Source organism: Hydrogenophaga sp. (assembly GCF_051007235.1).
Lineage (GTDB): Bacteria > Pseudomonadota > Gammaproteobacteria > Burkholderiales > Burkholderiaceae_C > Hydrogenophaga.
Genome location: NZ_JBPCSJ010000160.1, coordinates 1 through 13,484 on the forward strand (window position 1 = coordinate 1; position 13,484 = coordinate 13,484).

The 13,484-nt window shown below is 69.2% G+C and carries 10 protein-coding genes and 1 pseudogene; 3 read left to right on the plus strand and 8 right to left on the minus strand.

Features of this window, described 5'->3' with window-relative positions; translation table 11 throughout:
- From ACR2JA_RS05780 to ACR2JA_RS05790, 3 genes are all read left to right on the plus strand, one after another.
- Window positions 1-230 (plus strand): electron transfer flavoprotein subunit alpha/FixB family protein (locus ACR2JA_RS05780; RefSeq protein WP_434008157.1); only part of this gene is annotated, 230 nt, incomplete at its 5' end.
- Window positions 231-303: 73 nt separating this feature from the next.
- On the plus strand, window positions 304-2,094 hold the full coding sequence (locus ACR2JA_RS05785; RefSeq protein ID WP_434008158.1) for an acyl-CoA dehydrogenase: 1,791 nt from the start codon (window positions 304-306) through the stop codon (window positions 2,092-2,094).
- A gap of 28 nt (window positions 2,095-2,122) precedes the next feature.
- Window positions 2,123-3,103, plus strand: a complete 981-nt coding sequence (locus ACR2JA_RS05790; protein WP_434008159.1) for an NAD(P)H-dependent flavin oxidoreductase — start codon at window positions 2,123-2,125, stop codon at window positions 3,101-3,103.
- Window positions 3,104-3,162: 59 nt separating this feature from the next.
- Here the strand turns inward: ACR2JA_RS05790 and ACR2JA_RS05795 are convergent, their stop codons facing one another.
- The 8 genes and pseudogenes from ACR2JA_RS05795 to ACR2JA_RS05830 form a co-directional block, all read right to left on the minus strand.
- Window positions 3,163-5,448: a penicillin-binding protein 1A gene (locus ACR2JA_RS05795; protein ID WP_434008160.1), complete on the minus strand. Its 2,286-nt coding sequence runs from the start codon at window positions 5,446-5,448 to the stop codon at window positions 3,163-3,165.
- A gap of 67 nt (window positions 5,449-5,515) precedes the next feature.
- A complete protein-coding gene (locus tag ACR2JA_RS05800) occupies window positions 5,516-7,252 on the minus strand; it encodes a 7TM diverse intracellular signaling domain-containing protein (protein WP_434008161.1) in 1,737 nt (578 codons plus the stop codon).
- Window positions 7,253-7,340: 88 nt separating this feature from the next.
- On the minus strand, window positions 7,341-8,816 hold the full coding sequence (gene xylB / locus ACR2JA_RS05805) for a xylulokinase (protein WP_434008162.1): 1,476 nt from the start codon (window positions 8,814-8,816) through the stop codon (window positions 7,341-7,343).
- A gap of 180 nt (window positions 8,817-8,996) precedes the next feature.
- Window positions 8,997-9,932 (minus strand): helix-turn-helix domain-containing protein, encoded by a 936-nt coding sequence (locus ACR2JA_RS05810; protein ID WP_434008163.1) that lies wholly within the window; start codon window positions 9,930-9,932, stop codon window positions 8,997-8,999.
- A gap of 42 nt (window positions 9,933-9,974) precedes the next feature.
- Entirely contained in the window at window positions 9,975-11,378 is a 1,404-nt protein-coding gene (dalD, locus tag ACR2JA_RS05815) for a D-arabinitol 4-dehydrogenase (RefSeq protein ID WP_434008164.1), read from the minus strand.
- A 24-nt stretch (window positions 11,379-11,402) separates the two neighbouring features.
- Window positions 11,403-12,137 carry an SDR family oxidoreductase gene (locus ACR2JA_RS05820; protein WP_434008165.1) on the minus strand — a complete coding sequence of 245 codons (735 nt, stop codon included), beginning with the start codon at window positions 12,135-12,137 and terminating at the stop codon, window positions 11,403-11,405.
- 4 nt (window positions 12,138-12,141) lie between these two features.
- Window positions 12,142-13,185, minus strand: a complete 1,044-nt coding sequence (locus ACR2JA_RS05825) for an ABC transporter ATP-binding protein (protein ID WP_434008166.1) — start codon at window positions 13,183-13,185, stop codon at window positions 12,142-12,144.
- Window positions 13,186-13,325: 140 nt separating this feature from the next.
- Window positions 13,326-13,484: pseudogene (locus ACR2JA_RS05830) on the minus strand (carbohydrate ABC transporter permease); the annotation flags it as partial.

Here is a 13,484-nt window from a genome sequence, read left to right on the forward strand (position 1 = left end):
GCTATGCGCCGAACGACTGGCAGGTCGGCCAGACCGGCAAGGTGGTCGCGCCCCAGCTCTACGTGGCAGTCGGCATCTCGGGCGCGATCCAGCACCTGGCGGGCATGAAGGACTCCAAGGTGATCGTGGCGATCAACAAGGACCCTGAAGCGCCGATCTTCAGCGTCGCCGACTACGGCCTGGAAGCCGACCTGTTCTCGGCTGTGCCCGAACTGGTGTCCAAGCTGTAAGCCGCTGGCACCCACAAGGGCATCGCGTGCGATGCCCTTTTTTTGCATCCGCATTCGATCCACGGAGATTTTCATGAGCTACACCGCACCCCTCAAGGACATGCTGTTCAACATCGAGCACCTGGCGCGCATCGACCAGGTCGCGGCCTTGCCCGGCTTTGAAGACGCCGGTCTCGAGACCGCACAGGCCGTGCTGGAGGAGTGCGCGAAGCTCAACGAAGGCGTGATCGCACCGCTGAACTGGGAAGGTGACAAGAACCCGTCCTTCTTCAAGGACGGCAACGTGACCACCACACCCGGTTTCAAGGAAGCCTTCAAGCAGTACGCTGAAGGCGGCTGGCAGGGTCTGCAGCACCCGGTGGACTTCGGCGGCCAGGGCCTGCCCAAGACCATCGGCGCGGCCTGCGGCGAAATCCTCAACAGCGCCAACATGAGTTTTGCGCTGTGCCCGCTGCTGACCGACGGCGCCATCGAGGCGCTGATCACGGCCGGTTCGGACGACCTGAAAAACATCTACCTGGAGAAACTGGTCAGCGGCCAGTGGACCGGCACCATGAACCTGACCGAGCCGCAGGCCGGTTCCGACCTGGCCGCCGTGCGCAGCCGCGCCGAGCCGCAGCCTGATGGCACCTACAAGGTCTTCGGCACCAAGATTTACATCACCTACGGTGAACACGACATGGCCGAGAACATCGTCCACCTGGTGTTGGCCCGCGTGACCGGCGCGCCCGAGGGCGTCAAGGGCATCAGCCTGTTCGTCGTGCCCAAGTTCCTGGTCAATGCCGACGGTTCGCTGGGCGCGCGCAACGACGTGCACTGCGTGTCGATCGAACACAAGATGGGCATCAAGGCATCGCCCACGGCGGTGCTGCAGTACGGCGATCACGGTGGCGCTGTGGGCTACCTGGTCGGCGAAGAGAACCGCGGCCTCGAATACATGTTCATCATGATGAACGCCGCCCGGTACGCCGTGGGCGTGCAGGGCATCGCCATCTCCGAGCGCGCCTACCAGAAGGCCGTGGGCTATGCGAAGGACCGCGTGCAGAGCCGCCCGGTCGACGGCAGCTTCACCACCGCCGCGCCCATCATCCACCACGCCGACGTCAAGCGCATGCTCATGACCAGGCGCGCCGCCACCGAAGGCTGCCGTGCCATGGCCAGCGTGGCCGCGGCCGCCTACGACGCCGCTCACCACCACCCCGACGCCGACATGCGCAAGCAAAACGCCACGTTCTACGAATTCCTGGTGCCGCTGGTCAAGGGCTACAGCACCGAGATGAGCCTGGAAGTCACCAGCCTGGGCGTGCAGGTGCACGGCGGCATGGGCTTCATTGAAGAGACCGGCGCGGCCCAGTACTACCGCGACGCCAAGATCCTGACCATCTACGAAGGCACGACCGCGATCCAGGCCAACGACCTGGTGGGCCGCAAGACCGCGCGCGATGGCGGCACCAGCGTCAAGGCGATGGCCGCGCAGATTCAGAAGACGGAAGCCGAGCTGGCGGCGAACGGCGGCGCCAACGCCCTGGCGGTGGCCAAGCGCCTGAAGGCCGCTCGTGAGGCCTTCAACGAGGTGGTGGATTTCATCGCCGCCAACGCCAAAGCCAACCCGAACGCCGCGTTTGCGGGCAGCGTGCCCTACCTGATGCTGGCCGGCAACCTGATGGCGGGCTGGCAGCTGGCGCGTGCGCTGCTGGTAGCCGAAGACCTGTCCGCCAAGGGACAGGACACCCCGTTCATGCAGGCCAAGATCACCACCGCCCGCTTCTACGCCGACCACATCCTCAGCCGCGCGCCGGGCGTGCGCGATGCGATCGTGGAAGGCGCCGATGCGGTGACGGCGCTGCCCGCCGAAGCGTTCTGATCTGACCGACAACAACACTGGAAACCCCATGACCCAACGCCAACGCTATCTGCCCCCGGTGCTGCAGAACCTGCCGTTCCCGGTGATCGGCTCGCCGCTGTTCATCATCAGCAATCCCAAGCTGGTCATCGCCCAGTGCAAGGCGGGGGTGGTGGGGTCCATGCCGGCGCTCAATGCTCGCCCGGCCGCGCAGCTGGAAGACTGGCTGGCCGAAATCACCGAGGCCCTGGCCGCGCACGACGCCGCGAACCCGAACAACAAGGCGGCACCGTTTGCCATCAACCAGATCGTGCACAAGAGCAACGACCGGCTGGAGCACGACCTGCAGCTGTGCGCCAAGTACAAGGTGCCGATCATCATCACCAGCCTGGGGGCGCGCGAGGATGTGAACCAGGCCGTGCACAGCTGGGGCGGCGTGGTCCTGCACGACGTGATCAACAACGTGTTCGCGCACAAGGCCATCGAGAAGGGCGCCGACGGCCTGATCCCGGTGGCAGCCGGTGCCGGCGGACACGCCAGCGTCAAGAGCCCGTTCGCCATGATCCAGGAGATCCGCGACTGGTTCGACGGCCCGGTGGCGCTGTCAGGTTCCATCGCTTCGGGCGGCGCCGTCCTCGCCGCGCAGGCCATGGGGGCGGACTTTGCCTATATGGGCTCGGCCTTCATCGCCACCGACGAAGCCCGCGCAGTGGACGGCTACAAGCAGATGATCACCGAATGCAACTCGGACGACATCGTTTACAGCAACTTCTACACCGGCGTGCACGGCAACTACCTCAAGGGCAGCATCAAGAACGCGGGCATGGACCCTGACAACCTGCCGGTGAGCGACCCGAGCAAGATGAACTTCTCCACCGGCGAAGGCAGCAACAGCGCCAAGGCCTGGAAGGACATCTGGGGCTGTGGCCAGGGCATCGGTGCGATCCGCGAGGTGGTGCCGGCGGCCGACCTCGTGGCGCGTTTGAAGCGCGAATACGCTGAAGCGAAAGCGCGCATTTGCGGCATGTGATCGCCCTCAACGCCCTGTAAAAAGCCGGCCCTTGGGCCGGCTTTTTGTTGTCTGTTGCCTCAGGGCTTGAACAAGTCCCGGATCGCGTCGATCAGCGTCGGCGGGCCGGCGTAGGCGGTGCCGCCGCCGTCGCTCAGGCTGGCCACGGCGCCGCCATTGGCCCATTCGCTGTAGAGCCAGTCGTCGCCCGCGCGGGCCAGGCCGGGCGGTGCGTCGGGCACCGAGGCCACCGGCACGCCCTTGAGGGCCGCGGCCATGTAGTCGGTCCAGATCGGCAGGGCCAGGCGGCCGCCCGATTCGTGGTCGCCCAGGCTGCGCGGCTGGTCGTGACCCAGCCACACCACCGCGGCCAGGCCGGGCTGGTAACCGGCGAACCAGGCGTCGAGCACGTCGTTGGTGGTGCCGGTCTTGCCGTACAGATCGGGTCGCTTGAGCGTGGCCTGCACGCGCGCGGCGGTGCCGGTGCGGGTGACGTCGTTGAGCAGGCTGCTCATCACGTAGGCGTTGCGTGCCGGGAGGGCGCGGTTGTCGTCGGTCTGTGCCACTGGGGGCGGCGCTTCAAACAGGGTCTTGCCCTGGGCGTCGGTGATTTTTTCCACCACCACCGGATCCACCAGCCAGCCGCCGTTGGCCATCGCGGCGTAGGCGCGGGCCATCTGCAGCGGTGTCACCTGGCCGGTGCCCAGCGCCAGCGTCAGGTTGTCGGGCTGCTTGGCCACGTCCAGGCCGAAGCGGCCCAGCCAGTCGCGCGCGCGCTGCGTGCCGGTGTGTTGCAGCACGCGCACGCTCACCAGGTTGCTCGACCGGGCCAGCGCCTCGCGCAGGGTGATGGGCCCGCCCGCGCTGTTGCCGCCGGCGTTGCCCGGGGTCCAGCCGTTGGGTGCGGTGAAGGGCAGGTCGTCCACCAGGGTGGCGGGCATCACACGTTCTTCCAGCGCGGCGGAGTACAGCAGCGGCTTGATGGTGGAGCCGGGCTGGCGCCAGCCCTGGGTGACGTGGTTGAAGGGCTGGCGGGTGAAATCGAAGCCGCCGACCAGGGCACGCACGCGGCCGGTGTGGGTGTCCAGCGCCACCAGGGCGGCCTCGGTCTCGGGCCATTGCGAGACCGCCCAGGTGTTGCCGGTCTGCACCAGCCGTAGCACGGAGCCGCGGCGGATCTTCAGCGTGTCCTTGGCCTTGGGCGACAGGCCAGGCTGGGCCCACTTCAGGCCTTCATCGCTGATGCGCACCGCCTCGCCGCTGGCCAGCTGCGCGCGCACCTCTTTGGCGCTGGCCGACAGCACGATGGCCGAGCGCAGCAGGTCGTCGTCGCGAATGTCTTTGAGCGCTTCGGCGGCGGCGCGCTCCAATTCTGGCCCGTCGCCGGTGGGCAAGTCTTCGTGCGCTTCCGGGCCGCGCCAGGGCTGGCGGCGGTCCTGCGCCAGCACGCCGCGCTGCACGGCAGCGTGGGCCGCGCGCTGGTCGGCCGCGCGCAACGAGGTGTAGACGCGCAGGCCGCTGGAATAGGCGCTCTCGCCAAAGCGGTCCACCACGGCGCGGCGCGCCATCTCGGCCACGTGTGCCGCGTCGACGCTGCGCTGGCCGGGCGGACGGATCACCAGTTGCTCGGCACGGGCGGCGGCCAGCTGGGCGTCGTTGATCACGCCGACCTCGCGCATGCGCTGCAGCACCAGGCGCTGGCGCGCCACGGCACGCTCGAAGTTGGCCACCGGGTTGGCGTAGTAGGGGTTCTGCGGCAGGCCAGCCAGCATCGCGGTTTCGGCGATGGAGAGCTTGTCCATCGGCTTGCCGAAATAGGTCTGCGCCGCCGCGGCAAAGCCGTAGGCCCGCTGGCCCAGGAAGATCTCGTTGAGGTAGATCTCCAGGATGCGGTCCTTGGACAGCGCCTCTTCGACTTTGAAGGCCAGCCAGATCTCCTTGGCCTTGCGCTCCACCGTGAGTTCGCGCGTGAGCAGCATGGTGCGCACCAGCTGCTGGGTGATGGTGCTGGCGCCCTGTTTGCGGCCGCCGGTGAGCATGGCCAGCGCGGCGCGCGCCATGCCTTTGGCATCCACGCCGCTGTGCTCCCGAAAGCGCGTGTCTTCAATGGCCAGTACCGCGTCCTGCAGCAGCTTGGGGGTGCGGGACAGCGGCACGTAGTCGCGCCGCTCGGCGCCGAACTGCGCCAGCTCCACGCCGTCGGCGGTGAACACCTGCAGCGGCAGCTTGGGCTGGTAGCGCACGATGCGGTCGATCGGTGGCAGGTCGATGAACGCGGCGCTGGATGGGCTGGGGCTGGCCAGCAAGGCCAGGGCGGGGACGAGGGCCAGCGCGGCGATCGCGCGGCGCACAGAGGGGCAAAACATGGGCCTGGATTATCCGGGCCCGCTGTGAAGCCGGGGTGAAGTCCGTCGCCTGGCCTGTAACGGCTTGTCAGGCCGCCGGCGCGCCTTCCCGTGGCAGGTGCAGCACGGGGCGGCGTGCGTCTTCGCCCGGTTCGTCCAGCGCCTGGTGCAGGCGGTCGAGCGTGCGGCGGGCTTCCACGCGTTCGTCTTCTTCGGCGGCCACGGCGCGTTCACCGGGCAACAGGATGGTGACCAGCCGGAAGCGCAGGCTGGTGTCGTCGGGCAGCAGCGAACCCGGCTCCAGACCCTTGGCCACGATGTGCTGGGCCAGCAGGCGCAGCTGTTCGGGGCGGCAGGGGCCTTCGATCAGCACCGCGAAGCGGGTGTCGGTGACGCGGCAGACGGTGTCCACGTCGCGCACCACCCGGCTCAGGCGCGCCGCGGCCACCACCAGGGCACGGTCGGCGGTTTCGCGACCCATGCGCAGCCGCAGGTCGGCGTGGTTGGACAGTTCCACCAGCAGCAGGGCGCAATGGTGGTGGTAGCGCCGGGCGCGGCGGATCGCGTCGCGCAGGCGCAGGTTCAGCACGGTGGTGACGGTCAGGCCGGTCAGCGGGTCGGTGCCGTCCATGGCGCGCAGGCGGGCGCGGTTTTCGCTGAAGTGTTTGGCTCGCTGGTGCAGGACGAACAGCAGCAGCGGGATCTCGATCGCCGAGCCGATGAGCACGGCGTACTGCGCGGCCCAGCTGTCGGGCAGCACGCCCGCGGCGCGCAGCGCGGGGAAGGGGTAGCCCAGGTGCACCGGCAGAAAGCACAGCGCCATCCAGCCGGCGTAGCGTTCGCCCTTGCGCCAGGCCCACAGGCACAGGCCGATGCTCAGCAGCACCGACAGCAGGCCGTAGAGGTTGAGCAGGGCAAACGTGGTGGCGTTCTGCAACGCCAGGTAGACCGCGGGGTAGAGCAGGCCGAAGGCCGACCAGCCGAGCACGAGGCGGTCCACCCCGCGGTGGTGGCGCGGGATGGCGCAGACCTCGCGCACGAACCAGATGCCCGCCCCGGTGAGCCAGAGCATGAAGACGGCCGGTGCGGCGCTGTTCCACCACGCCCACTGGGGCCAGAAGAACAGCCCGCCGATGCCGGTGAACGCGGCCTGGAAACCCAGCATGCAGGCCACGTAGACGACGTAAGCGACGAAGGCGCGGTCGCGGTAGAGCCGCGCGTGCACCCAGCCCAGGAACAGCACCAGCAGCCCGAAACCCAGGTAGCCGCCGACCAGCAGGAAGGTCCACGAGCGGGTGTGTTGCAGTTCGTCGGCGGTGACCAGGTAGGCGCGCGCGCTCAGCGGCGCGGGGTGGTTGTCCAGGCGCAGCCACACGCTGCGCGGTGCGGGTGCCGGGTCGAGCGCGAACACGGGCGAGCGGTCGGGGATGGCCCACTGCGCCACCGGCACATGGTCACCCGCGTGCTGCGCGTGCCAGGCGCCGTCAGGGCCCGGCTGGTAGAAGCTCGCGTGGTCGGTGAAGGCCGAGCCGTCGAGCAACAGGAAGCGCGGCCCGCCGGGCGCGCTGGCGGGCAGGTCGAAGCGCAGCCACAGTGCACCCGGCCCCAGCGTGAAGCTGCGGTGCCGTTCCATGGGCGTCAGTGCGCTGGCGGGCAGGGCGGTCACCGTCTCCAGCGTCGCCTGCCCGGTGGGGTCGATCCAGTAGTGGCTGCCCAGTGCGGCGTCCAGCCGCTCGCCCGCCCGCGCCGTGCCCGCCCAGCCGGTGACCAGCACCAGCAGCAGAGCGCCGGCGATCCAGCGGAGCAGGGAGTACGACGTGCGCATCGCCCTTATCGTAACGAAATGTGAACGATTGGCCCACTCCCCCGCAGGGCCCGTTCATCCCGGTGGGGGAAAGGCCCAGGTGCCCGGATCAGCCGGTGGCGGTGATGGTCGCCGGGTGCAGGGCGGGGTAGAGCGCGCGAAAGCGCTGGTGCCGCGCGCGCAGTGCCGCGCCGCGGGCCGGGTCGGGCACGAAGCGCTGGCGCACCGGGGGTGTGGAGCAGACGGTGTCGAGCTCGCCGCCGGTGGCCAGCCAGGCCAGCCGCGCCGCGCCCATGGCGCCGCCGGTCTCCGAGTCCTCGTGCAGGGTCAGCGCCAGGCCAAAGGTGTCGGCCAGCAACTGCGCCCACCAGGTGCTGCGCGAACCGCCGCCCACCAGCGACAGGGTGGACAGGGGCGGATCGCTGGCCGGAATGGTCAGTAGCCCGTCGCGCAGGCCAAAGCCCACCCCTTCGGCGACCGCATAGGCCAGGTCTTCGCGGCCGTGCTGGGCGCGCAGCCCGGTCCAGGCGCCGCTGGCCAGCGGGTGGTTGTGAGGCGAGCGTTCGCCGCTGAGGTAGGGCAGGAAGACCGGCGCCTGCTGCCGGGCGCTGGCGTCCAGCGTGGCGGCGGCGGTCAGCAGGGCGGCCTCGTCGGCAAAACCCAGGGTGCGGGTGGCCCAAGTCAGGGCGCTGGCGGCGCTGAGCATCACGCTCATCACGTGCCAGCGGCCCGGCAGGGCGTGGCAGAAAGCGTGCAGGGCCTGGGCGGGGTTGGGCGCAAAGGCCGCGCCGCTCACGAACACCACGCCCGAGGTGCCGAGCGAGACAAAGCCCTGGCCCGGTCGCACCAGGCCCATGCCCATGGCGCTGGCGGCGTTGTCGCCCGCACCGCCAGCCACCGGCAGCCGCGCCGGCAGGCCCCAGCGCTGGCACAGCTCGGGTTTGACGAAGGCCGAGACCTCGCTGCCTTCGACCAGGCGCGGCATGTGGGTGCGGGTCAGGCCGGTGGCGGCGAGCATGACATCGGACCAGTCGCGCCGGCCCACGTCGAGCCACAGCGTGCCGGCCGCGTCGGACATCTCGCTCACGGCCTCGCCGGTGAGCATCAGGCGCAGCCAGTCCTTGGGCAGCAGCACGCGCCGGGTCTGTGCAAACACCTCGGGTTCGTGCTCGCGCACCCACTGCAGCTTGGGCGCGGTGAAGCCAGGCATGGCCAGGTTGCCGGTGATGGCCGAGAGCTGCGGCACATCGCGCATGAGCTGTTCGCACTGCGCGCCGCTGCGGCCGTCGTTCCCGAGGATGGCCGGGCGCAGCACCTGGTCGCCTTCGCCCAGCAAGGTGGCGCCGTGCATCTGGCCCGAGAGGCCGATGCCGCGCAGCTGGGCCAGCGCCTGCGGGTGGCGCTCGCGCAGCTGCTCCATGACCTGCACCAGCGCCAGCCACCAGTCGGCCGGGTCCTGTTCGGACCACAGGGGCTGCGGGCGCTGCACCGTCAGCGGCGCGCGCGCGGTGGCGATGACCTGGTGCTGGTCGGACAGCAGCAGGGCTTTGAGTTCGGACGTGCCGAGATCGAGACCGAGGTACATGGGAGAGGTGATGGAGTCAGAGAGCGATCCGGTGCCGAGCCGATCGCTCAGCGGAATCCATCGGCACGAAGGCTTGACCTGAGCGCGAGGTTCAGGTCAGGGCACCGCCGGGCCGGCTTCGCCGGACGGCCAGTGCCGCCCCCTTGGGGGGGTGACGCGAAGCGGCGCAGGGGGGACATGTCAGGCGGCCCCGCGGAAGCGGGTCAGCGACTGCCGGCGGAACTCCGAGGGCGTCATGCCCTTGATGTCCAGGAAGCGGCGGTTGAAGTTGGCGACGTTGTTGAAGCCGACCTCGTAGCAGATGTGGGTGACCTGCTGGTCGGTGTCCATCAGCAGCTGGCAGGCGCGGCTGATGCGCACGCGGTTGACGAAGTCGGTGAAGGTGTTGCCGGTGGCCTTGCGGAAGAAGCGGCTGAAGCGGCTCTCGCTCATGCCCAGTTCGACCGCCAGGGCGCTGGCCGAGTGTTCGTCGGCCAGGTGGTCGGTGATGCGGCTGACCACTTCGTGGATCTGGTCCATCGAGGCGTCGTCGTCGTCGCTTTGCAGTTGCACGCTGGAGAGCAACCGGTAGTCGGTGCAGGCGGCCAGGTCGGCCAGGTAGTCGCAAAACGCGGTGAGGCGCCGCAGCCCGCGCGCCGCCTTGACGCGGTGCCAGTGCTGTTCGGCCCGTTCGGACAGGCCGAAGAACTCGATGCCGTTCTTGGCCCGTTCGAGCAGGGGCAGCACCTCGCGCAGTTCGGGGATGTTCTCGGCCGCCAGCGCCAGCGGCTCGTGGGTGAACTGGATCACCAGGTCGCGCTGGGGCACACCGCCCTCGGGCATGTCCATCGTCACCCAGTTGTGCGGCAGGCGCGGGCCGGTGAGCACCAGCTGGCCGGCCTGGAAGGGGCCGATCCAGTCGCCCACGAACACCTTGCCGCTGGTGCTGGTGATCAGGTGCAGCTCGTATTCGTCGTGGTAATGCCAGCGCGCCAGCGGCGTGGGAAAGCCGTGCGAGAGGCAGCGCACGAAGCCGACGTCCGACGAGAGTTCGTAGCCCAGGTTGGGCGAGCGCACGAACTCGTGTTCCAGCTCGGGTTTGAGCTGGCGCGGGGCGGTGGGCATCTTCACGGTCATGGTGGTGCTCCGGTGGACGGCCCGTGCAAGTTACACCAAAGCTCAGGCCGGCGCACGTGCGGCCACGAAGGCCTGCACGCGGGCAAAGGCCTGGCGCAGAGCCGCCACCAGCCGCGGGTCCGAGGCCATCTCGCCCCACAGCGTGGTGTCGGCGGCGTAGGCGGCCACGGGGTCGGCGGCGTCGCAGATCGCGTGGGCCACGGCCGGGTCCATGGCCTGGTCCTGGTAGGTGTAGGGGATCTGGCCGGCGTGCCAGCGCTGCAGGTAGGCCAGGAACAGCGCGGGCAACATCGCCACGCTGTTGAAAGAACCGCCCCGGGCCATCTGGTCGCGGATGGTGGGCGCGATCATGCCGGGGATCTTGGAGAACGCGTCCATGGCCACGCGCTGGTTGGTGTCGGCGATGGCGGGGTTGCCGAAGCGGTCGAGCACCACGTCGCGGTACTGCTCCAGGTTGAGCGGGCAAGGCTTCTCGGGCGTGTGGAGCACCGGGATCGCGTCGTCGGTCACGTAGTCAAAGGCCATCTGGCGGATGGCGGCGTCGTGTGTGCCTTCGTGGATGTAGCGGTAGCCCGCCAGCGTGCCGGCCCAGGCGATGCAGCTGTGCGTGGCGTTGAGCAGGCGGATCTTGGCTTCTTCGTGGGCCTGCACCGAGTCCACCATCTCGACCCCGACCTTCTCCCACTCGGGGCGGCCAGCGATGAAGTGGTCCTCGATCACCCACTGGATGAAGCTCTCGCCCATGAGCGCGGCCTGGTCGTCCCAGCCGGTGGCGGCCTTCACGCGCTCGGCCACGTCGGGCGTGGGTCGCGGGGTGATGCGGTCGACCATGGCGTTGGGGCTGGTGGTGTGTGCTTCCACCCAGGCCTTGAGCGCGGTGTCGCCCAGCGCATCGATGAACTGCAGCAGGCCGCCGCGCGAGCGCTCGCCGTTGTGGCGCAGGTTGTCGCAGTTCATCAGCGTGACCGGGCCGGCGCCGGCTTTCATTCGGGCGTGCAGGATGCTGACGAGGCCGCCGTAGAGGGTGTGGCCGGCCTGGCCCTGCTTGACCGCTTCGAGGTCGGCGCGCAGGTCGGGGAAGGTGGACCAGTCGAGCCGGTTCTGCGCGTCGAGGTAATACCCAGCCTCGGTGACGGTGAAGCTGATGATGCGCGTGGCCGGGTCGGCGCCGGTGGCGATCAGCGGGGCCAGGTCGTCCTGGTAGGGGATCACGCGCTGGATCGACTCGATGCGGGTGTAGGCGCGGTCGCCCTGGGGCGTGACGGTCTCCAGCGTGTAGCGGCCGCCCTGGGCCTGCAGGGCGTTGATGGTGTCGGCCATGTCGGGGCGCAGGTTGCCGCCGGCGATGGCCCAGCGCAGGTCGTCCAGCTGGCGCAGTTCGTGGACGTAGACGGCCTGGTGCGCGCGGTGGAACGAGCCCAGGCCCAGGTGCAGGATGAAGTTCATGGTGCGTCGGTCGAAAGGGGCGGTTCAGAGGTCGAAATGCGTGGGCATGAGCACGACGTCGCGGATCGTCATGCCGCGCGGGCGCGTGAGCATGAACAGCAGCACCTCGGCCACCTCGGCGGCTTCGAGCAGGCTGCCGCTGGCCTTGGCTTCGGCCAGCTTGTCGGCCGGCCAGTCGGCCAGCAGGCCGGTGATGACCGGGCCGGGTGAGACCGAGCCGACGCGGATGCCGTGCTTGAACATCTGCCGCCGCACGGTCTGCACAAAGCAGTCGATGGCCCACTTGGACGAGGCGTAAACCGGCTCCCACGGCGTGGGGTAGTGCGCGGCCAGCGAGCTGGTGACCAGGATGTCGCCCGTGCCGCGGCCCACCATGTGCGGCAGCACGTTGTGCACGTTCTTCATCACCACGTTCACATTGAGGTTCAACATGCGGTCGATGGCATCGGGCGTGGTGTCCAGCAGGTCGCCACCGACGTAGAGGCCGGCGTTGGCGTGGAAGATGTCCAGCGAGCCCAGCAGCGCCAGCGTGCAGTCGAGCAGGGCGTTGCAGTGGGCCGGGTCCAGCAGGTCCAGCACCAGCGGCAGCGCGTTTGCGCCGATGGCGGCACAGGCCTTGTCCAGCGCCGCGGCGTCGCGGTCGATCAGCACCACGCGGGCGCCCGCGTGGGCCATGGCCTGGGCGCTCGCGAAGCCGATGCCCGATGCCGCGCCGGTGACGGCGGCGGTCTTGCCTTGCAGGGGTTGTGAATCGGTCATGGCGTCAGGCGGCGCGTGCGGCAACCACACGGCCGGCGGTGTCGAACCAGTGGGCTTGCGAAGCGTCGATGTCCAGGCTCACGGCTTCGCCCGCGTGCAGGCCGGTGCGTTCGTTCTGGCGCGCCACGAACTGCGCACCCGACGGCGTGCTCACGTAGATCAGGGTTTCGGCGCCCAGCGCTTCCACCAGATCGACCTGGCCGCTGACCGGTGTGGCGCCGGTGGCGCGCACCGCCACGTTCTCCGGCCGCAGGCCGATGGCACCACCCACCGCACCAGCCGGGGCCTGTTGCGCCACCAGCGCCGGCACCTGCTGCAGTGGCAGCACGTTCATCTGCGGCGTGCCGATGAACTGCGCCACGAACTGGTTGGCCGGCCGGTCGTACAGCTCCAGCGGCGTGCCCACCTGTTCGATGACGCCGTCGCGCAGCACCACCACCCGGTCGGCCAGGGTCATGGCCTCGACCTGGTCGTGTGTCACGTAGATGGTGGTGGCACCCAGGTCGCGGTGCAGCTTGGCGATCTCCACGCGGGTCTGGCCGCGCAGCGCCGCGTCGAGGTTGGACAGCGGCTCGTCGAACAGGAACACCTTGGGCGAGCGCACTATGGCGCGGCCGATGGCCACGCGCTGGCGCTGGCCGCCCGAGAGTTCCTTGGGCGTGCGCTGCAGGTACTGCGCGAGGTTGAGGATGCGCGCGGCGTTCTGCACCTTGTCTTCGATGATCTTGGGGTCCACCTTGGCCAGCTTGAGCGCGAAGCTCATGTTCTCGTACACGCTCATGTGCGGGTACAGCGCGTAGCTCTGGAACACCATGGCCAGGTCACGTTTGGACGAGGGCAGGTGGGTGATGTCCTTGCCGTCCAGCGTGAGCTGGCCGCCGTCGATGTGTTCGAGCCCGGCGATCAGGCGCAGCAGCGTGGACTTGCCGCAGCCCGACGGGCCGACAAACACGATGAACTCGCCCGGGTTGATGGACAGGTCGATGCCTTTGATGGCGCGGTGGTCACCGAAGAACTTTTCGATGCCCTGGAGTTGGAGATAGGCCACTGGATTGACTCCTCAGATGTTCGATGCCGCAGCCGCGCCGCGAGCGAAGGTTTCTTGTTCGGGGCGACCGCGGAACCGGCTTTGCCGGGCCGCCAGTCGCGCCCCCTGGGGGGTAGCGCCGAAGGCGATGCGGGGGGTACTCACTTCACAGCGCCAAACGTGAGGCCCTGGACGAGTTGTTTCTGACTGAACCAGCCGAAGACCACGATGGGCGCGATGGCCATGAGCGAGGCGGCGGACAGCTTGGCCCAGAACAGGCCTTCGGGGCTGGAGTAGCTGGCGATCAGCGTGGCCAGCGT